This is a genomic window from Bacillus sp. WC2503, from assembly GCF_052682895.1.
On the sequence record NZ_JBQYMD010000001.1, the window covers coordinates 5,040,846 to 5,062,105 of the forward strand.

A 21,260-nucleotide genomic window follows, 5' to 3' on the forward strand; every position below is an offset into this window, starting at 1 on the left:
ATTCATACTGTATATTAATAAAGTTCTTTATATATTTATAAGGAGCTTTTTTACGTTATCCTCTATAAAAAGATTGTATAGCATGGTAATAATAGCTAAAATCGATAATAAAAAAGTAAGGGGAAGGAGAGAAAGAATGGTCCGAATTGAGTATGATCGATTAGTAGCTATTTGTTACAGTATAGGGGTTTTGTTATTATTAAAAATTCCAAACGATAATGAATTAATTGGGGAAAAACTATTCAATTTCTTTAATGTTCCGGTATATACATATACTTATATGGATTATAAAGTCTCAAATATAGTAATCGTTTCTTTCATACTACATGTAATAGCATTTATATTATTTGTAAAATGGTTAGTAAAAAAGAAAGCTAGTACATTTAGAACAATGAATAAGATAAAAGTAGTAGGCATTAGTATTTTGATTTTAATGATGCCTTTTATGCTAAATAACATCCTCCAGACATTGAATAAAACATGGTACTACGCAGGAAAAACAGGGGTAGAGGCGATAGAATATAAAAAAGAAGATAGTCAATGTAGAATGGAGAAAAATGGGGGGGATATTGAACAAAAGTGCATTGTTACTTTAAAAAATTATCGTAATCATTCACAAGCATTAAAAATTGTTTTATATGATAATGCAACAGAGACTTCCAAAAGTTATCCAGTACCGAAACCAGTCTATTTACAAAAACATGAGACAAAGCAATTCGAATTTCAAATTCCTGTTGCTTATAATACCGGTATTGAGAAAGATAAAGTACCAAATATAAAATTACATTCATTGCATAAAAATGATGAGAAATACAATTAATCCGTAATTGAAAGGTTATGAGTAGGAGCAATAATTTGAAACGATATAGAAAATCAACTTGAATCATCCAACATGCTGCGAGGTAACGGCATATTGGATGATTTTTTATTTTATCCCCTTTTTTACGTATGAAAGGGTGGGATACTTTGTTGAAAACGAAAAACATTGCAAGGATCATATATGGTTTTCACTTTACGTAATCTTTGAAAGTTAGAACCATAGTAACTAGTTTGCCAATTTTTAATGTCGATATCGGGCCAATTGACATAATCACCTAGCGTATAAGGATCTAAGTTTTCTCTTAAATCTTTAACCCAGCGTATATTTCGATTTTCTTCATCATCGCATTTCCAAGAGGTAATGTATTCTTGCGCAATAATTGCTTTGCGATGGAAATAAGCTGTTTCAGTAGGCGAAATATTTTCCACAGCACCTACGAGCGATTGGTGCCAAATACTCGCATCTTTATTTGGTGCATGAGAAAGAAAATATTGCATAATCTGAATGCCTTTAAGAGGGATAGGTTTATATACGTAGGAACCGGAGCGCTTGAAGTTTTCAGGGATGTTGCCACTGTTAAAAAATTCAATAGCCTTTATATAAGGAACTTCATCTATAAAGAGAGAGGGGGTACCAGTTTCAAGAAGAGGTGATAATAAGGAATGGAGTTCAGAGGGAGAGCCAACAAACTCACCTTGTGCCTCAACTTTATTTTGTCGCTTTGCGAATAATTCAATTGATGAAGTGAGACGTTCGTCTATATAAGGCGCCCAGTTTTGCCAAGCTTGAAATGCAGCGATAAAATCTTCCCATTCCCATGTGATGGAGAAGATTGATACATTTTTTATAGGATGTACTCGAAAAGTTAAAGAAGTAACAATTCCGAAGTTTCCACCACCACCGCCGCGGCACGCCCAAAACAAGTTAGGGTTTTCTTGTTCGTTTGCACGAATGATTTTTGCGCTCAATTTACCGCATGCTTGTACCATTTCAACTTCTACTAATTGATCACATGTTAATCCAAATAAGCGTGAAAGCATACCGATACCACCACCAAGTGTTAATCCAACAATTCCAACACTTGCACTTGTACCAGCCGGTATTGTAACACCATAATTCCAAAGCTCTTTATAAACCGTGCCAAGATTTGCACCAGCTTCAATTGTTACTGTTAATTTATTTGTATTAACAGTAATGCGATGCATTTCACTCACATCAATAATAAGTCCTCTATTTAAAAGAGAAAAATTTTCATAGCTATGACGTCCGCTTCTTAAGCGAAATGGTATATGACGTTCACGTGCCCATTTTAAGGCATTACACACATCATTTTTATTTTGGCAAAAAACAATAATACAAGGGAGTTTTGGAATACTTAAATTTAAATTCATTCGGGCTACGTCATAGTCAGGATCTGAGGGAACAACGATACGACCTGTTAATTTTGTTTGTTTCAATTTATCACTCCTTTCTAAAATAAGCAGTGCTTTTTATTAATATATGAAAAGCGTATGTAACGTGCGTGGACAAGAGCAGGTAAGGAATGAGATTTACCTTTGCGAGAAATAAATAAAGTGAAACTTTAATCAGTGGGAGTTTTGTTCCTCCCCCACTGATTATTAGCCTTCACCAATCGGACTTTAACGGGCAGCCCGATCCCCACCGAACTTCTTTACTTTCGCTGAATTTTGAGGTGGGGTTCTTACTGCCCGGCCAATAGCGGGATAAAGCATAAGAATAAGGAATCTACATAGAGTTCAATGAAAACAGTTGCAAACTATTCATATTTTGTTATGATAGTGTTACGAAAACGTTTGCATAAAATTCCGATGGGATGCAAAAGGAGAGAATGACTATGAATAAGACATGGTGGAAAGAAGCAGTTGCTTATCAAATTTATCCACGAAGCTTTATGGATTCAAATGGTGATGGTATTGGAGATTTACAAGGTATTATTGCAAAGCTGGATTATTTAAAAGATTTAGGTATAGATGTAATTTGGATTTGTCCAATGTATAAGTCTCCCAATGATGATAATGGTTATGATATTAGTGATTATCAAGATATTATGGATGAGTTTGGTACAATGGCGGATTTTGATGCTTTATTAGATGAAGTTCATAAGCGTGACATGAAGCTTATTATTGATTTAGTTATTAATCATACAAGTGATGAACATCCATGGTTTATTGAATCTCGTTCATCTAAAGACAATCCGAAGCGTGATTGGTACATTTGGCATGATGGTAAAGATGGTGCGGAACCAAACAACTGGGAAAGTATTTTTAATGGTTCGGCATGGGAATATGATGAAGTAACAGAACAATATTATTTACATTTATTCTCACGTAAACAACCAGATTTAAACTGGGAGAATAAAGAAGTTCGTGAAGTGTTATACGATACAGTTAATTGGTGGCTTGATAAGGGAATTGATGGTTTCCGTGTTGATGCAATTAGCCATATTAAAAAAGAAGATGGCTTCAACGATATGCCAAATCCAAAAGGATTAAAATATGTACCATCTTTTGATAAACATATGAATGTGGATGGTATTCAACCTTTATTAGAAGAGTTAAAAGAAAATACATTTTCTAAGTACGATATTATGACTGTTGGTGAAGCGAATGGCGTTAAGATTGAAGATGCTGAGCTTTGGGTTGGAGAAGAGCAAGGTAAATTCAATATGGTATTCCAGTTTGAACATTTAAGCTTATGGGATGCAGAAAAGAAGAAAGACCTTGATGTTGTAGGATTGAAAAAGGTATTAACGAAATGGCAAAAAGGATTAGAGAATAAAGGATGGAATGCTTTATATATCGAGAATCACGATAAGCCACGTATCGTTTCAACGTGGGGAGATGATAAACAATATTGGCGTGAAAGTGCAACAGCTCTAGGAGCGATGTATTTCTTTATGCACGGTACACCGTTTATTTATCAAGGACAAGAAATTGGTATGACAAATGTTCAGTTACCAAATATTGAAGATTACGATGATGTAGCAATTAAAAATTTATATCGAGAGAAAATTGCAGAAGGCGTATCACATCAAGATATGATGGAAATTATATGGGCCTCTTGCCGTGATAATTCACGTACACCTATGCAGTGGAACGATGAGATGAATGCTGGTTTCACAACAAATGCACCTTGGTTTGGCATGAATCCAAATTACGAAGAAATTAATGTTGAAAAGCAAAAAAATGACGAAAAGTCTATTTTCAATTTCTATAAGACAATGATTGCCTTGAAAAAAGAGCACGATGTATTGAATTATGGTACGTACGATTTACTTTTAGAGGACGATCCACAAATTTATGCATATACACGTACGTTACAGGATGAAAAAGTCATTGTAATTAGTAATATCTCAAAAGAGGAAGCTGTGTATAATGAGCCTTTATTCGCACTAGAACGCAAACGTTTGCTTTTAAATAACTATGAAGTTGCGGAACATGAACAATTAACTACAATCACGTTAAAACCTTATGAAACAAGGGTTTATCGCATTTCATAATAAAAAAGGATGCTCCTTGAGCATCTTTTTTTATGAAAAAAAATAAATTTCTATTGCAATGTGAAAACGCTTTTATTAAAATAGATTTATGAAAACGGTTGCGTAACAAAAAAAGATAAAGCAATATGAGGAATCGTTTTCATAAGAGAAACAGAAATTATAATTTAAATCATTATGTTGTTATAAATAAAGGGGAGGAAGAACAGATGAAAATTACGTCTTTTGATTTTTGGCAAAAGTTCGGGAAAGCATTATTAGTTGTTGTAGCTGTAATGCCAGCAGCTGGTTTAATGATTTCCATCGGTAAGCTAATTGGAATGTCTGCTGGGGATATTAACGCAGTTCATACTATTGCTCGTGTAATGGAAGACATCGGTTGGGCAATTATTACAAATTTACACATTTTATTTGCAGTAGCAATTGGGGGATCTTGGGCGAAGGATCGCGCAGGTGGTGCATTTGCAGCACTATTAGCATTCGTCTTAACAAATCGAATTACAGGAGCAATATTTGGCGTAAACGCTCAAATGTTAGCGGATTCAAAAGCGACAGTTTCTTCAGTATTAGCAGGAGATTTAGTTGTAAAAGATTACTTTACTTCTGTACTTGGTGCACCAGCATTAAACATGGGAGTTTTCGTAGGTATTATCACAGGTTTCTTAGGAGCTACTTTATATAACAAATACTATAACTATAATAAACTGCCACAGGCATTAGCATTCTTTAATGGAAAACGATTCGTACCATTCGTTGTAATTGTTTGGTCTACAGTCACTGCGATTGTATTATCACTTTTATGGCCATTTATCCAAAGTGGATTAAATGAATTTGGTCGCTGGATTGCAGCATCTAAAGATAGTGCGCCAGTTGTTGCGCCATTTGTATATGGAACGTTAGAACGTTTATTATTACCATTCGGATTACATCATATGTTAACGATTCCGATGAATTACACAGAGCTAGGCGGAACATATACGATGTTAACTGGCTCAAAAGTTGGACAAATTGTAGCAGGACAAGATCCATTATGGCTTGCATGGATTACAGACTTAAATAATTTATTAGCAAGTGGAGATACGAAAGCATATAACGATTTATTAAATAACGTTGTACCAGCTCGTTTCAAAGCTGGACAAGTTATCGGCTCAACAGCAGCGTTAATGGGAATTGCTTTTGCGATGTTCCGTAATGTTGATAAAGAAAAACGTGCAAAATATAAACCAATGTTCTTATCAGCAGCATTAGCAGTATTTTTAACAGGTGTAACAGAACCAATTGAATTCATGTTCATGTTTATTGCACCAGTACTATATGTTGTATATGCTATTACAACAGGACTTGCATTTGCATTAGCAGATTTAATCAACTTACGTGTTCACGCATTTGGATTTATTGAGTTAATTACTCGTACACCGATGATGGTTAATGCAGGACTAACAAGAGATTTAATCAATTTCGTTATCGTTTCATTAGTATTCTTCGGTCTTAACTTTACATTATTCAATTTCTTAATTAAAAAGTTCAATTTACCAACACCAGGACGTGCAGGTAACTATATTGATAATGAAGATGAGTCATCAGAAGGAACAGGAAATGTACAAGATGGTTCATTAGCAACAAAAGTTATTGATTTATTAGGTGGAAAAGAAAATATTGCTGACGTAGATGCTTGTATGACGCGTTTACGTGTAACAGTAAAAGATTTAGATGTTGTTGCACCAGAAGCGCAGTGGAAACAAAATGGTGCTTTAGGACTAATCGTAAAAGATAAAGGTGTACAAGCAGTATATGGTCCGAAAGCTGACGTATTAAAGTCAGACATTCAAGATATGTTAGGTGCGTAATAATATGAAATTGCTAACTTTAAACTGTCACTCTTGGCAAGAAGAGAATCAAATGGAAAAGATAAAATATCTTGCTAAAGTCATTCAAGAAGAAGAATACGATGTCATCGCATTGCAAGAAGTCAGTCAGTCGATACAAGCTGAAAATGTATGCGGTAACAAGAAAAAAGATAATTTTGGACTTTTACTATTAGAAGAGTTAAAAGCGTTACATGTAAAAGATTACAATATTACTTGGGATTTCTCTCATATTGGTTATGATGTGTACGAAGAAGGATTAGCGATTATAACAAAGCATACTATTATAAAAGAAGATACGTTCTTTATATCAGAAAATAAAGATACAACGTATTGGAAAACACGTAAAATTGTAAGTGCAACAATTGCTTATAATGGTAAGGATATAACGTTTTATTCTTGCCATCTAGGTTGGTGGAATGATGAAGAAGAATCATTCCAAGGTCAAGTCGATCGTTTGATGGAGCGTGTAGATAGCAATGAGCTTTCCTTCTTAATGGGGGATTTTAATAATAATGCTCGTTTGCAGGGTGAAGGTTATGAATATTTGATGCAAAAAGGTTTGTACGACACATACGAACTAGCGATAGAGAAGGATGAAGGAACAACTGTCCAAGGCGAGATTGCTGGTTGGGATGAAAATAAACATAATTTGCGAATCGATTTAATAGTGTGTAACCAAAGTAAAAGAGTTCGTTCTTCAAAAGTTATTTTTAATGGTACAAACCGAAATGTAATTTCAGATCATTTCGGTGTAGAGGTTCAATTAGATATATAATAGAAGAAATCCTCACAGGTAATAAAAGCTGTGAGGATTTTTTTTAGGAATACAAGTATTTCCAAGAGAAAATACTTGTATTTTTTATGACATTTCCTATATATTTGTTATTATTGAATGTAAAACTAATTTGGTCATTTTGTATGCATACTTTTTTTACTTCGTTATATAATGAAGTAAGTGAAATATTTAATGGAAAAAATAGTGTGTTTTCGTTTAATCCACGATGTAGAAAGTGATATAATTGCAAAATGTATGTATCATTTTCTAAAGAAGGAAAAATATATAATTAGGTGATAACTTCTATGAAACAAATTTGGCGTATTTATAAGACAGATTTACGGAATGTAGCTAAACATTGGGCTGCAATTGTTATTGTTTTAGGGTTAATGATTTTACCATCGTTATATGCATGGTTTAACATTAAAGCTTCTTGGGATCCATATGGAAATACAAAAGAAGTTCCCATTGCAGTTTCTAACCAAGATGCAGGCTCTAATTTAAGAGGGAAAGATATCAATATCGGGGACGAGATTGTAGATTCTCTTAAGAAAAACAAAAATCTTGGCTGGAAATTTGTAGATGAAAAACAAGCAATTTACGGAGTTGAGCGTGGGGATTATTATGCGAGCATTACGATTCCGAAAGACTTCTCTGAAAAAATTGCAACTGTTCTGGATGAAAATCCAAAGAAACCAGAACTGGATTACTATGTGAATGAAAAAGTAAATGCGATTGCACCGAAAATTACAGCAAAAGGTGCATCAGGTATTACAGAAGAAATTAGTAAAAACTTTGTTAAAACAGCAAACGGTGAGATTTTTAAAATTTTCAATGACCTTGGAATCGATTTAGAAACAAACTTACCAAGCATCGAGAAAGTAAAAGATCTTGTATTTAAGTTAGAAGCGCAGTTCCCAGAAATGAATACACTTATGGATAAGGCGTTAGATGATGCGACTCGAGCAGAAGATGTTGTGAAAGTAGCACAAAAAGAGTTACCGGTTGTAGAAAGTGTTATTAATGATGGGCAAGAAGCGTTAGGGAATTTAGATAAGTTCTTTGCAAACAACGATCAAACATTGCAAAATGCTCCTGGGACGATACGAAATCATTTAACAACGGCTAAAGATGTAATGGACAAAGCAAATACGTTTACGAACTTTTTAATGAATCCAGGGATAGACCTTTCTGGTATGAAGGGATTACCTGAGTTTCCAGCGCGTCCGGACCTTTCAAAGTTGAATGATGAAGGTTATAAAAATATTGCAAGAAATATTAATCAAACAGTGAATAATGTTTTGAACTCGGCACGTGCAGGAACAACATACGGGAAAAGTGTTGTAAACGGATTGCAAAATGGTCAGTTTGATCCAGAAAAGGCAAAGCAAGATCTTAATGCGGTTTCTGAAAATCTTCAAGGTCGTACAGATAGTGTTGCATACCTTATTAATGTATTTACTGAACTTCAAAAATCGGCTACGACTGATTTTGGTCAAAGCTTTTTCCAAGGGCGAGTGGATCGCTTAACTAAGCTGAAAAGCGGTATGGAAAATGCAAACAACGGTATTAAAGATATTGTAAATGTTATTGGTACAGGACAAGAAGTAAAGAAAGATGTAACAGATGCAGCAAATCAAAAATTAGATGCAGCAAATGGATTAATTGATCAAGCGGAAAAAGATTATAATGAAACATTTGTAGCAGATTATAAAAAAGCAGTTAGCACAGTTGATCAAGCGAAAGCTGATGCAAATGGAGCATACGATACTGTGAAAAATGAATATGATAAGGCAAAAAATACTTTTGAAGGTATTATAGCAGACGTAAATAATAGAGGTGTTAATGGATTAGATAGCACAAAAGTATATTTAAACGATTTAAATGGTCAATTACAAGCTACTAAGAATCTAATTGGTGATGCGATTCCGGTTCTAGAAAGCACAAATAAGGTATTAGCAGATGTAAATAGTGACAAAAACCTTAATAATGGAATTGCAAAATTGAATAAAGCACAAAATGCTGTTCAAAAAGGTATAGATGCAACAAATAAGGCAACTACATTAATTAACAATGGACAGAAGCCTACAAAAGAGGTTGTAGAAAGTATTAATGAAGCAACTAAAAATGCCTCAGCTCAATTAGGAGATTTCTTAGCAACATATGATTCAGAAATCGTTCCAAACTTTAATACAGCAATTGAACGTACGAAACGTATGTCTAAAAACACAACTCAAATTTTAAGCGAAGCAGACAAAAAGCTTCCAGATGTTAAAAAATTACTAGAAGATTCATCAAAAGGCTTAGTAGACGGTAGAAAGAAATTAGCAGACATTAAAGCCGAAATGCCGGAGACTGAGAAAAAGATTAAAGAATTAGCAGATAAAATTCGTGATTTTGAATCTGAAGAAGATTTAAAAGACATCATACGCCTATTGAAAAATGATGTTGAAAAGCAAAGTGATTACTTTGCAAATCCAGTAAATTTAAAAGAGAATAAATTATTTGCGATGCCGAACTACGGTTCAGCGATGTCACCATTCTATACAGTGCTTGCATTATGGGTAGGCGCATTATTAATGGTTTCATTATTAACAGTAGAAGTACATGAAGAGGGCGCAAATTATAAGAGCCATGAAGTTTACTTCGGACGTTTATTAACATTCTTAACGATAGGTCTTTCACAAGCGTTTATCGTATCAATGGGAGATATATTCTTACTCGGTACGTACGTAGTCGATAAATTCTGGTTTGTGTTATTTAGTTTATTTATTGGTGGAGTCTTCGTTTGTATCGTATACTCACTCGTTTCTATTTTCGGAAACGTTGGGAAATCGATGGCGATCATTTTACTTGTACTGCAAGTAGCAGGGTCGGGCGGAACATTCCCAATTCAAATGACACCGGCGTTCTTCCAAGCACTTTATCCGTTCTTACCATTCACGTATGCAATTAGTGCAATTCGTGAAACAGTGGGTGGAATGCTTTGGGATATCGTAACGAGAGATTTACTTGTACTAAGTGCTTTCGTAGTAGTTATGATTGTTGCTGCATTATTACTGAAAACACCAATTAATAAATCAAGTGAAAAATTCGTTGAGAATGCAAAAGGAAGTAAAATCATTCACTAAAAAAAGGTTCCTACCTCCGGTAGGAACCTTTTTGTTTAATCAAATTTTAATTTCTTTAATGCTTCTGCGAACGGGTTATTTAATGGTTCTTCTTCTTTGTTCTGTTGTTTCATATATTTTTGAACGTCACGCTTATCAGCTTTGTTTCCAGAGTCTTTTTTACGTCGCTCCTGGAATGTCGATAATTTTTCGCGATAGCCACATTTACATGCAAAGATTTGACCTTCACCCTCACCACGTAGTTCTAGTTTCTTCTTACATTGTGGACAACGAGCGTTTGTTGTACGAGATACATTTTTACGATGACCACATTCACGGTCTTGGCAAACGAGCATTTTTCCTTTTTTGCCGTTTACTTCTAGCATTGGTTTACCACAGTCTGGACAAGACTTCGTTGAAATGTTGTCATGTTTATATTTTTTATCACTTGATTTAATTTCAGAAACAATTTCTTTCGTATAGTTCTTCATTTCAGAAATGAAGACTTCTTTTTTCAGTTTACCCTTTGCGATAGCCTCAAGTTTTTGTTCCCATTCACCAGTTAGTGTAGGAGATTTTAACTCTTCTGGTACTAAATCAAGTAACTGACGGCCTTTTGATGTAATGTGAATATCTTTACCACGCTTTTCAAGTAAAAATGAATTGAAGAGTTTGTCGATAATATCTGCACGTGTCGCTACAGTGCCTAATCCACCAGTCGATTTTAACGTATCAGCAAGTTGTTTATTTTGCGTATCCATATATTTTGTAGGATTCTCCATTGCTGAAAGTAAAGTCGCTTCATTAAATCGTGCAGGAGGCTTTGTTTGACCTGATGTTTGCATAATTAACTTTACAGCTAATGTATCACCTTTTTCAATGTGAGGTAGAAGCTGCTCTTTTACGTCATCAGTTACATCATCGTCTTCAAAGCGATTTTCGTATACTTCTTTCCAACCAGCGTGTAAAACCGTTTTTCCGCGTGCAATGAATGTTTCATTACCAACTTTTGTGCGTAACGTTAGTTGCTCGTATTCGAATGCAGGGAATAAAACAGCTAAGAAACGTTTCACAACTAAATCATAAATTTTACGCTCTTTATCTGTAAAGGATGAGAAGTTAACGTATCCTTCTGTTGGAATAATTGCGTGATGATCGCTTACTTTACTATCATCAACAAATGATTTATTAGGCTTAATTGGCTTTTGTAGTACTTTATGTGCTAACGGACGATATTCCCCGACACCGCACGCTTTTAGACGTTCTGGAAGTGTTCCAACGATATCAGATGAAATGTAGCGTGAATCTGTACGAGGATACGTTAACACTTTATGTTGTTCATATAATTTCTGCATAATGTTTAATGTTTCTTTAGCAGAGTAACCAAACTTTTTATTTGCATCACGTTGTAATTCAGTTAAATCGTAAAGACCAGGAGAGAATGACTTCTTCTGTTTTTTATCAATTTCCACAACAGTGGCATTTTGTTTATCTAGATTTTTTACAATACCATCAATTTTTTCTTTATTAAAACTACGGCTATTACCGTTTGCATCTTGCCAAGTTAGTTTTAACTTATCAGTTGTTTGAGCTTCGATACCGTAGTAAGTTTGAGCTTTGAAGTTTTTTATTTCATCTTCACGACTAGCGATCATAGCAACAGTAGGTGTTTGTACACGACCACAATTTAGTTGAGCGTTAAAGCGAGTTGTTAAAGCTCGAGTCGCGTTAAGGCCGATATACCAGTCAGCTTCTGAACGCGCAACTGCTGAAGCGTATAAATTGTCATATGCCTTACCTGGTTTTAAATTTGCAAAACCATCTTTAATTGCTTTATCGGTTACAGAAGAAATCCATAAACGTTTAATTGGTTTATTCAACTTAACTTTATCGATAATCCAGCGTGCGACTAATTCGCCTTCACGACCTGCTTATCTCCATAATGATGTACAATAATAATATACTCAATATTAAAGAACATCAAAGATGCTTCATTATTAATTCCATAAGGAGATAGGGGATGATAAACTTTAAAATTCATTGCACATAATTAAAAAGGGGGAGAGTTAGTGGGGGAATTAATCTCAGTAAAAAGTGTGAATGAAAATTTTAAGTTTATAACGCAACCAATTTGGATTGATTATGTAATTGAGGAAAATCAAACAGTTAAAGAGAAAAAACATATTTTATTAATTGCTCTTAAAAACATCGAAAAGGACACATATGTAATTCATCATCTTAGCAATTTTATTATTGAAAAATGGGGGTATAAGTCATTTAATACTCAGAAAAAGCATGCTTCAAATATAGTGAAATTTTTTAACTACTTAATAAAGTATTATCCAAGTTTGAAAATCAAAAATTTAACAGAATTGACTATCTCACATGGCTCATCATACTTAAATTGGCTGGGTACCAATAAGGTTTCTCAAGATACTGTTAAAGACGCTGAAAGAACCCTAGTGCACTTCTATACTTGGGGAATAAACAAATTGTTATTCTCAAAAGTTAGTTTAACTAATTTTAAACAAGAAAAAAACGAATACAATACGTTATATTATAAATCTCCTTTTAAAGTGGTTTATCCACAAAAGAAAATTAAAGAAATTGAACACATTTTACCATCTGAATATATACCATTATTTTTAGAGATTGCCTCTACACATACTCCCAGAATCGCTTTAGGAATATATTTACAAATATTTGGAGGGCTACGAGTTTCAGAAGTAGTTAATTTAAAACGTACACAAATATCAAAATCTATAACAAATAAAGAGTTGATATTAAAAGTAGAAAATCAAAATTTTAGAACAGATCTAAAAGAACATGCCTCAGTAAAAAAGACACGATCTCAGGTAGCGTTAGATGTGAACGGTTGGGGAACTACCCTGATTCGACAGCATTTAAAGCTATATTCTTCTCAGCAAACTAATGCTTTGTTTTTAAACACCAATGAACAACCGATGTCAGGTAGAAGCTATAGACAGTACTTCGACAAATGCAAAACTAAATTAATATCCACCTTAGAAACTTCAAATAATATTGAACATCGCTTAGTAGCCCAGCATTTAAAAAGTATTAAATGGTCTACGCATATAGGACGGGGAACATTTACAAATCTCATTGCAAATGAGGCACAAAATCCTTATGAAATTGCACATTTACGAGGTGATTCTAGTTTAGAATCTGCTCTCTCTTATATGGTCTCAACACCACGAATGCATAAAAAAATTGAAGAGAAATTAGATAATATGCATGAGGAATACATTCCTAAGCTTATTGAAAGGAAGTTGAAGGGGTATGATTCAATTAAATAAAGATTATTATTCAATTAAAGAAGCTTCGGAGATTCTTGGTAGAAGTATGGTTTCTATTCAAAATAGCATTTATTCAAAGCAATCCAATCATAAAATGAATGTAAATAAAATAAATGGTCGAGTTTTTATACCAAAAGAAGAGCTGATAAAATACAAACAGTTTCTCGAAGACCGTGATAATCTTGTGGAGATTGACTGTGAATATGCGATAAATAAAATATCTAACGAAACACAACAAAATAATTTGTTTATGGATACTCGAACGCTATTTATAACGTATTCACAAGCTTACTTTAATAAGTGTACAGGCTCTACATTTCATAAAAAAGATACTATTAGTCAATTTATTAATTTTCATAATAAACTCCAAAGAAACTTATCTAGGGAAATCTTCAAAGTTGATATAGAGGAATTAAATCAATTGTTTTTAAAAGAAGGTCTGCTTACTGCGAAGGAAAAATTGTTATTTACTCGGTTTCTATCATACGTATTTGATCAAAAAAATATGCCTTTAAAGAATAAATTGTTAGCTGTTCAAAAGTCTAAACATAAAGAACAGGAAATTTATTCGGCTTCAACTTTTAATCAAATATATAAGCATGTACAAAATATAGAACTTCATATCGAAAAAAGTCTTAATAGCAGACAGTATGCAAATATGTGGGCATATGTTACTTTACTATGCTGTGATTTTATACGAGGAAGTGATTTGGTTCTTAACACACCTAGCTTAAATTTAAAAGAACTTGATATTCAGGAAGCAGATTTTCACAGTAATAACTTTAAATTGAATGAGCATCAAGTTCAAATAGTAATTAAGACTTTGTATCTTTCTTTTAGAAATAAGCGTGCATCTAAAACAGGTGAGCTACTTACTTTCTTAGTGCCTTCGAACCTAGAGATGCCACTAGCTTACGCGTTAGTTTTATCCGAGCGATTAAGAGAAAATAAAACATGTCAGTTAGAAACCTTTATCGCGGGGAAGTATCGCAAAATTAAAACTCAAGGTGGTATGACTCATTTAAAATTTTTTAACGAGTATAAAAAATTTGAGGGACTTAGATTTAGTAGTTTAATAATGAATCGCTCTTTAGCAACATACTTATATGGATCTGTAACTGAAGGGGATGCTTTTGATTCCGAGTTAGCACTGACTTTAGCTCAAAATGCAAGATCACATAAAAATGAAGATACCACAAAAACTTATATACAGCTTATGAATAAAGATGGCTCTATTGGAAGAGTTGCCATAAATATTTTTCGAAGAGGAAATTTTGGATGGCTATATGAGCAATTATTAAAATTTATGTATACGGATAATTATAAAACCCTAAATCTAGAAGATAGAACTACTATTATTGAAGAAATAAAAGAACACATCTCTCTTAAAGAAACCGAATCAATAGCTGCTTATGTTTCTAATTATTTAACTCCTACCATTATAGAGGAGACTGATAATGATTCAGTTGTGGAAGTAATGAATGCAATCTATGAAAAGAGGTTAAAAGTTATACATCAAGTTATGCGCTTAAATAAACAGCAATTACATGACTTATTTTCGGAATTATCAACCCATTCTATGCCATCTAAAATTGAACATGCACAGTGTTTAGTATTCCCAAATTGTGCTTATCCAGCTTTAATGAATTGCATGTATTGTGAATATGTTCTTCCACAAAATTTGATTCTAATTCAATTAAATCAGGAACTTCTAAGACTTTTAACTTCAATACAGGAAAATGATAATGAAAATCTTTTAAAAAGGCAAAGTCGCTTTCTACTGCAATGTTTATTGATACTGAGTGAAGCTAATAACACTTTCGGTAAAAGTTATGTAAAAGCTTATGTAGATGTTAATCAAATTAATGGTTTATTGAAGCGATATGCTCACAAAATCTATTTGCCAGGAGTTGAATATGGAAATTAGAAAGCTTTTAAATGAATCAAGTTTTTATAAGATAGAATCTATTCAACAAATTTCTAAAGATGATTTATTGTTAAAAGACTATAAGCAGATTTTTGATGATTTAGTCGAAAGAGAGATTATAAAAAATAACTCTTTTGAAGAAAATCTATGGTTTGTTTATGATCCTTTATCACAATTAAATTTACAAATAAAGTTTGATTTAATTAGTTATCCAAAAATTAATGAGCATTTAAAATTTTATGTGTTGCTCAGGCTTATATCAGGTAAAACGCCTAAAACTATTTACGATGAGTTAGCTTCATTACGAAAGATTATACTTAGTTCGCAAGGTTTTGAAAATTTAACCCAATTAAAAAGTCTACTAGCTGAGAGTATTGCGAAATATAAATACCTTGGTTATCACTTGGTTAGTGCTACGTCTAATTTTATCGATTTCTATAGGAGTGATAATTATCAAGAAATCCTTAATATTTGCTCAAAAATGCCCAAACACCCTAAAACATCCAGAGATTTACCTGATTTTCAAGATGTACTTGAATTGGATGATATCATTAACCATTATTTTAAAAATCATACTGTAGAAGAAACGATAAGTTACACGCCAATTCTGGTTTGGTGGCTACTTACTAATACGCTGCCTATGCGCCCAAGTGAACTTCTAAAACTCAAGAAAGATTGCTTATCTTATGATGACAGTAAAAACGAGTCCTATACAATTTTGGTTCCGCGAATAAAAAATAAGTCTGCTACCATTGATTTTTCTATAAAATATGATTCAGTTGTGATTGATCAAAAAACATATCAACTTTTAATAGAAGTAAGGAACAAGGTAAATATGTATTTTCCTTACTCGGAATATTTTTTTCCATCAGAAATGTTTAGCTTAAATTATAAAGTTAGAAGGAAAAAGCAGAATCCAATAATGAACTTACGAAATTTTAATGATTTAAAAGATAGATTCTATAAAATAATCGTAGAAGAGAAATATGGACGATACAATTTGGAACGCGTGAAAGCTGGTGATACTCGACACTTTGCTATCATCAATATGTGTTTACAAGGTTTTAGTATGCATAATATCGCTACACTAGCTGGTCATACGGAACTTAGAGTTACGCAAGGTTATTTTAGTCATGTTAAACATTTCGCGCAATCGTATGTATATAGGCTGGCTCAACTAAAGATTGAAACAGAGATTGGCTATAGAATGGACAATTCTATCATCGGATGGAAAAAATATATTGTTCATAAATCTAACATTGAGAGAGAGAAGATAGCCGAAATACACGTAGGTAGAGTTCAATACGGTTTATGCTCAGAGCTTAAAGAGAATTTCCCAAATACTTGTATTGAGTTTTGTGAGTTTTGTCCAAAATATATTTTCTCACCTAGTATAAATGAAAAAGACGACGCTTTTAAGTGGCTATCTAGTCATTCTGAAGATTTAAAACAGCGAATTGAAGAGGCTATTTCGCTTTTAGAAAGTTTATTTTCATTGCCACAAAGATATGGCCATGATTTAAATATAATTGAAAGAAAATCAGCAGCGAAAAAGTTACAATATTATATGGAATTGAAATCGAAAATAGATGCGGATATTGCGGGTGATATGAATGGTAAATACTAAAAGGGGTAAACCAAAAAAATGGTCTGATGAGGATTTAAAGCAAATGGCTCTAGAGGTTAAATATAAACAGCCTAATCGAAAATTAACGTCGTTATTATTAGAAAAGGAAACTGGAATAGGGAGGAATACTTGGAGTAGGCGAATGAAAGAATTTATAAATCATTTAAATTCACCTGTTCACATTCCTAAACTTGATGAAAGTGGGATTATAACGATTCCTAGTGTTGAAGAATTGTTTTTAAAATATGGTACTAATACAATAGAATTAAAAAATGAAATCGCAAAGTTATTAAACATTATTAGCGATCTCTACACAGACGCTAAAAAATTAGCAACACTTGAAGAAGCTACGCAAAAAATGAAGTTAGAAACAGAGCAATTAAAAGAACAACTATCTAAAGTGACAGTTCAGAAGAATCATTATGAGACGCTTTATAATCAAATTGTTGCTGAAAGTTATTTCCCTCATTTATACGGACATTCAGAAAATTTAAAACAGGCTAATGTGAAAGCAGAAGTTATTACTTTACCAAATCAGATTTCACAAGTCTTAGAATTAAACAGTCCTAATAAGGTTTTTCAAAATGAATCAGCAAATTTAAATACTGTTGATGTAAATAATAAAAAAATAGAAAAGCTTAACGAGTTATTTAATTTAGATTGGGAAAATAGCTAGATTAAATTAAAAAAATAACAAATAAGAGACTTACGGAATGTTTATAGTAAGGCTCTTATTTGAAACTTATTCCCCACAACAGAGTTTTATAAAAATCATTAAATAATGTTTATAGTAACTTCTTAGACCAATTTATTATTAAGAGCGTATCAGTTCTTCTATTTCCTTAATTAATTCATGTGGAGCAATATTTAATACCTTACATATAGCAAATATAGTAGATATGCTTGGTTGTCTTTGAGCACGCTCAAGTAACCCAATATAAGTTCTATCTAAATTACATTGAAGAGCTAATTGTTCTTGTGAAAAATTAGCTTTTTTTCTATGTTTTCTTAACACTTCACCAAAAGCTTTTGGGATTTCCATGACATCACCTCTTAGTTAATTAACTAAGAAAAATGGCATTTCAATCGACCGACTATAGTCATCAAAAGAAGGTGGTGATACAATAATAAACTATCTAGGTGATAAAATTTTTTACTAGAAAGGGTTTTTAAGTAATGACAAACAAAAAATATGATGAACACTTTAAAAAAGAAATTGTAAATTTACACATTGAAGGAAAATCTGTTACGGATTTAAGTATTGAATATAAAATATCTCCTACTTCTATTTATAAATGGATTAAGTTGTATTCAAAACAGCAAGTGATAGTTACTCCAAAGCAGTTTAATGAGGTTTATAGAGAGAATAAGAAATTAAGACAAGAAGTAGAGATTCTTAAACAAGCTATGTCAATTATGACTGCCAAATAGAAGGTGTTCCTTACTGTTCTTCTTGAAAACTGTGGTATATTAAACGGTATATAGTTAGTAAAGGAGTTTGAATAAATGGCAAAGAGTGTAGTAATTGCTGAAAAACCATCAGTTGCACGTGATATAGCAAAAGTATTAAAGTGTACAAAAAAAGGTAATGGATTTTTAGAAGGTGACAAATACATCGTGACTTGGGCCCTGGGACATCTAGTGACGCTCGCAGACCCTGAGGTTTATGATAATAAGTATAAAACATGGAATCTTGAAGATCTTCCAATGCTTCCAGAACGTATGAAATTAGTTGTTATAAAACAAACGGGGAAACAGTTTAATGCTGTGAAACATCAACTTACCCGAAATGATGTTAATGAGGTGGTTGTGGCTTCAGATGCTGGAAGGGAGGGAGAGTTAGTTGCACGTTGGATAATTGAAAAAGCAAAAGTGAATAAACCAATTAAACGTTTATGGATTTCTTCTGTAACAGACAAAGCAATTAAAGACGGCTTCGCAAACTTAAAACCAGGTAAAGCATATGACAACTTATACGCCTCAGCTGTTGCTCGTTCTGAAGCTGACTGGTATATCGGTCTTAATGCGACACGTGCATTAACTACAAGGTTTAATGCGCAACTGAACTGTGGTCGTGTCCAAACACCTACTGTAGCTATTATTGCTAGTCGCGAAGACGAAATAAAAAACTTTAAAGCTCAAACATACTACGGAATTGAAGCCCAAACAATAGATAAGTTAAAGCTAACTTGGCAAGATGAAAAAGGCAATGGTCGTAGTTTTGATAAAGTGAAAATCGATACGATTGTGAAAAAACTCGATAAACAAAATGCTACTGTCACGGAAATTGAGAAAAAGCAGAAAAAATCATTCGCTCCTGGTCTTTATGATTTAACTGAACTACAACGTGATGCAAATAAAATCTTTAGTTACTCTGCAAAAGAAACGTTAAATATTATGCAAAAATTGTATGAGCAGCACAAAGTACTGACGTATCCTCGTACAGATTCACGTTATATCTCATCCGATATTATCGGAACACTTCCAGAACGTCTAAAAGCGTGTGGAGTAGGAGAATATCGTCCTTTAGCTCATAAGGTTTTAAATAAATCTATAAAAGTTTCTAAGGCATTTGTTGATGATAGTAAAGTAAGCGATCATCATGCAATTATCCCAACAGAAGGCTATGTAAACTTCTCTGCGTTCACAGATAAAGAACGCAAAATTTACGATTTAGTTGTAAAACGCTTCTTAGCCGTTTTATTCCCAGCCTTTGAATATGAGCAACTAACATTACGCACGAAAATTGGCGATGAAACATTCATCGCACGTGGCAAAACAATTTTGAGTTCTGGTTGGAAAGAAGTATATGAGAATCGATTTGAAGATGACGATGCAACAGATGATGTCAAAGAACAAATCTTACCTCGCATCGAAAAAGGTGATACATTAAACGTAAAACTCATTGTCCAAACATCAGGTCAAACGAAAGCACCTGCACGCTTTAATGAGGCAACATTACTTTCAGCGATGGAAAATCCAACAAAATATATGGATACGCAAAATAAACAACTTGCCGATACGCTAAAATCGACTGGTGGATTAGGTACTGTAGCGACACGGGCAGATATTATCGACAAACTCTTTAATTCATTCTTAATTGAAAAACGTGGTAAAGATATTCATATCACATCAAAAGGACGTCAGTTACTTGATTTAGTGCCAGAAGAATTAAAATCTCCTACACTAACTGGTGAATGGGAGCAAAAACTTGAGGCGATTGCAAAGGGTAAACTAAAAAAAGAAGTATTTATTTCAGAAATGAAGAACTATACGAAAAAAATTGTTGCTGAAATTAAATCGAGCGATAAAAAATATAAACACGACAACATTTCAACAAAGTCTTGTCCAGACTGTGGCAAACCAATGCTAGAAGTAAACGGTAAAAAAGGAAAAATGCTTGTATGCCAAGATCGCGAATGTGGTCATCGTAAAAATGTATCCCGCACTACAAATGCACGCTGTCCTCAATGTAAAAAGAAACTAGAACTTCGTGGTGAAGGTGCTGGCCAAATCTTTGCGTGTAAATGTGGCTATCGTGAAAAGCTTTCTACATTCCAAGAAAGACGCAAGAAAGAATCGGGTAACAAAGCCGATAAACGTGACGTCCAAAAATATATGAAACAACAAAAAAAAGAAGAAGAACCATTGAATAATGCATTAGCAGAAGCACTCAAGAAATTAAAATTTGATTAAATTAACTAATATGGAGACTTATCTTTTTCTATTATTTTTTCGAGTTTTTTGCCGTTTTCTTTTTTAAACTGTTATTTAGCATTGTTTTTAATAGTAGTTGTTGATTTGAAATAAAGTTGCGAAGCTTTACCCCTTTGGATACTTTTGTCTGAAGGGGGATTTTTATAACTAAAAGAAAAAGAACATCTGAATAAAAGGTGGATTAAGGAATTATTGAGTGACATAGAGTTGTTCCGTTAAAGGTCCATGGTCCATATTCTGGAATAGCGGGTAACCCCAAGACACCTGTAACTTTTACATTTAAAATTCAACGGAAATAATAAAATCCTTTTTTGTTAAGCCTTAGAGGACATTGGAATCTTTAATTCTATCTTGATAACGCTCCTTTAGGTCTGCAGGTTCTGTATAAACGTCAAGCAACTCTAAAATCAATCTTTATTGTATGTTTTGAAGTTACTTGATGCTTACTTTTATCCAGTTTTATAATAACGAACGTCATCAAGAAAAATTAAACGGCTTAAGTCCATTCGAATATAGGATTCAAACCGCTTAAAGTATTTTTATTATTTGCACTGTCTACTTGCCAGGGAGCTGTTTATAGTA

General features: G+C 33.2%; 14 protein-coding genes and 1 pseudogene. 12 read left to right on the forward strand and 3 right to left on the reverse strand.

Annotated features, from left to right (window positions below; genetic code table 11):
- Positions 1 to 136 precede the first annotated feature (136 nt).
- Positions 137 to 820 carry a hypothetical protein gene (locus ACUN26_RS26055; protein ID WP_000251621.1) on the forward strand — a complete coding sequence of 228 codons (684 nt, stop codon included), beginning with the start codon at positions 137 to 139 and terminating at the stop codon, positions 818 to 820.
- A gap of 122 nt (positions 821 to 942) precedes the next feature.
- Here the strand turns inward: ACUN26_RS26055 and ACUN26_RS26060 are convergent, their stop codons facing one another.
- Positions 943 to 2,277, reverse strand: coding sequence for an FAD-binding oxidoreductase (locus ACUN26_RS26060; RefSeq protein WP_000814886.1), 1,335 nt, complete (start codon positions 2,275 to 2,277; stop codon positions 943 to 945).
- A gap of 398 nt (positions 2,278 to 2,675) precedes the next feature.
- Between ACUN26_RS26060 and ACUN26_RS26065 the strand changes: the two genes are divergently transcribed.
- The 4 genes from ACUN26_RS26065 (at position 2,676) to ACUN26_RS26080 (ending at position 10,111) form a co-directional block, all read left to right on the forward strand.
- Positions 2,676 to 4,340: a glycoside hydrolase family 13 protein gene (locus tag ACUN26_RS26065; RefSeq protein ID WP_001044715.1), complete on the forward strand. Its 1,665-nt coding sequence runs from the start codon at positions 2,676 to 2,678 to the stop codon at positions 4,338 to 4,340.
- 206 nt (positions 4,341 to 4,546) lie between these two features.
- Entirely contained in the window at positions 4,547 to 6,184 is a 1,638-nt protein-coding gene (locus tag ACUN26_RS26070; RefSeq protein ID WP_000705554.1) for a PTS transporter subunit IIBC, read from the forward strand.
- 4 nt (positions 6,185 to 6,188) lie between these two features.
- On the forward strand, positions 6,189 to 6,980 hold the full coding sequence (locus ACUN26_RS26075) for an endonuclease/exonuclease/phosphatase family protein (protein WP_000772006.1): 792 nt from the start codon (positions 6,189 to 6,191) through the stop codon (positions 6,978 to 6,980).
- A gap of 305 nt (positions 6,981 to 7,285) precedes the next feature.
- Complete coding sequence (locus tag ACUN26_RS26080; protein ID WP_000810063.1) at positions 7,286 to 10,111, forward strand: YhgE/Pip domain-containing protein; 2,826 nt, start codon at positions 7,286 to 7,288, stop codon at positions 10,109 to 10,111.
- Positions 10,112 to 10,146: 35 nt separating this feature from the next.
- Here ACUN26_RS26080 and topB read toward each other — a convergent pair.
- Positions 10,147 to 12,021, reverse strand: a pseudogene (topB, locus tag ACUN26_RS26085) (DNA topoisomerase III); the annotation flags it as partial.
- Between the two features lie 138 nt (positions 12,022 to 12,159).
- Here topB and ACUN26_RS26090 point away from each other — a divergent pair.
- Genes ACUN26_RS26090 through ACUN26_RS26105 form a run of 4 tightly spaced genes read left to right on the forward strand, consistent with a single transcriptional unit; the run spans position 12,160 to position 17,637 of the window.
- Positions 12,160 to 13,407 carry a site-specific integrase gene (locus tag ACUN26_RS26090; protein ID WP_167092516.1) on the forward strand — a complete coding sequence of 416 codons (1,248 nt, stop codon included), beginning with the start codon at positions 12,160 to 12,162 and terminating at the stop codon, positions 13,405 to 13,407.
- Positions 13,391 to 15,334, forward strand: a complete 1,944-nt coding sequence (locus ACUN26_RS26095) for a helix-turn-helix domain-containing protein (protein ID WP_167092513.1) — start codon at positions 13,391 to 13,393, stop codon at positions 15,332 to 15,334. Before ACUN26_RS26090 ends, ACUN26_RS26095 begins: the two co-directional genes overlap by 17 nt.
- Entirely contained in the window at positions 15,324 to 16,961 is a 1,638-nt protein-coding gene (locus ACUN26_RS26100; protein WP_445540891.1) for a site-specific integrase, read from the forward strand. Before ACUN26_RS26095 ends, ACUN26_RS26100 begins: the two co-directional genes overlap by 11 nt.
- A complete protein-coding gene (locus ACUN26_RS26105) occupies positions 16,948 to 17,637 on the forward strand; it encodes a hypothetical protein (RefSeq protein ID WP_445540892.1) in 690 nt (229 codons plus the stop codon). The genes ACUN26_RS26100 and ACUN26_RS26105 overlap by 14 nt, the downstream gene beginning before the upstream one ends.
- A gap of 138 nt (positions 17,638 to 17,775) precedes the next feature.
- On the opposite strand, the gene ACUN26_RS26110 is transcribed toward ACUN26_RS26105, so the two are convergent.
- The gene (locus ACUN26_RS26110; RefSeq protein ID WP_445540893.1) at positions 17,776 to 18,003 is read right to left on the reverse strand and encodes a helix-turn-helix domain-containing protein; all 228 of its coding nucleotides are present in this window, start codon (positions 18,001 to 18,003) and stop codon (positions 17,776 to 17,778) included.
- 134 nt (positions 18,004 to 18,137) lie between these two features.
- Between ACUN26_RS26110 and ACUN26_RS26115 the strand changes: the two genes are divergently transcribed.
- From ACUN26_RS26115 to ACUN26_RS26125, 3 genes are all read left to right on the forward strand, one after another.
- Positions 18,138 to 18,392, forward strand: coding sequence for a transposase (locus ACUN26_RS26115; RefSeq protein ID WP_445540894.1), 255 nt, complete (start codon positions 18,138 to 18,140; stop codon positions 18,390 to 18,392).
- A gap of 75 nt (positions 18,393 to 18,467) precedes the next feature.
- Positions 18,468 to 20,657, forward strand: coding sequence for a DNA topoisomerase III (locus ACUN26_RS26120; RefSeq protein WP_445540895.1), 2,190 nt, complete (start codon positions 18,468 to 18,470; stop codon positions 20,655 to 20,657).
- Positions 20,658 to 21,117: 460 nt separating this feature from the next.
- Positions 21,118 to 21,210 (forward strand): IS3 family transposase, encoded by a 93-nt coding sequence (locus ACUN26_RS26125; RefSeq protein ID WP_445540896.1) that lies wholly within the window; start codon positions 21,118 to 21,120, stop codon positions 21,208 to 21,210.
- The last annotated feature ends 50 nt before the right edge of the window (positions 21,211 to 21,260 follow it).

What these genes read in the sequence shown, in the direction of transcription:
- ACUN26_RS26055 (WP_000251621.1), top strand. Translation starts at nt 137, where the DNA reads ATGGTCCGAATTGAGTATGATCGATTAGTAGCTATTTGTTACAGTATA.
- ACUN26_RS26065 (WP_001044715.1), top strand. Translation starts at nt 2,676, where the DNA reads ATGAATAAGACATGGTGGAAAGAAGCAGTTGCTTATCAAATTTATCCA.
- ACUN26_RS26070 (WP_000705554.1), top strand. Translation starts at nt 4,547, where the DNA reads ATGAAAATTACGTCTTTTGATTTTTGGCAAAAGTTCGGGAAAGCATTA.
- ACUN26_RS26075 (WP_000772006.1), top strand. Translation starts at nt 6,189, where the DNA reads ATGAAATTGCTAACTTTAAACTGTCACTCTTGGCAAGAAGAGAATCAA.
- ACUN26_RS26080 (WP_000810063.1), top strand. Translation starts at nt 7,286, where the DNA reads ATGAAACAAATTTGGCGTATTTATAAGACAGATTTACGGAATGTAGCT.
- ACUN26_RS26095 (WP_167092513.1), top strand. Translation starts at nt 13,391, where the DNA reads ATGATTCAATTAAATAAAGATTATTATTCAATTAAAGAAGCTTCGGAG.
- ACUN26_RS26100 (WP_445540891.1), top strand. Translation starts at nt 15,324, where the DNA reads ATGGAAATTAGAAAGCTTTTAAATGAATCAAGTTTTTATAAGATAGAA.
- ACUN26_RS26105 (WP_445540892.1), top strand. Translation starts at nt 16,948, where the DNA reads ATGGTAAATACTAAAAGGGGTAAACCAAAAAAATGGTCTGATGAGGAT.
- ACUN26_RS26110 (WP_445540893.1), bottom strand. Translation starts at nt 18,003, where the DNA reads ATGGAAATCCCAAAAGCTTTTGGTGAAGTGTTAAGAAAACATAGAAAA.
- ACUN26_RS26115 (WP_445540894.1), top strand. Translation starts at nt 18,138, where the DNA reads ATGACAAACAAAAAATATGATGAACACTTTAAAAAAGAAATTGTAAAT.
- ACUN26_RS26120 (WP_445540895.1), top strand. Translation starts at nt 18,468, where the DNA reads ATGGCAAAGAGTGTAGTAATTGCTGAAAAACCATCAGTTGCACGTGAT.
- ACUN26_RS26125 (WP_445540896.1), top strand. Translation starts at nt 21,118, where the DNA reads ATGCTTACTTTTATCCAGTTTTATAATAACGAACGTCATCAAGAAAAA.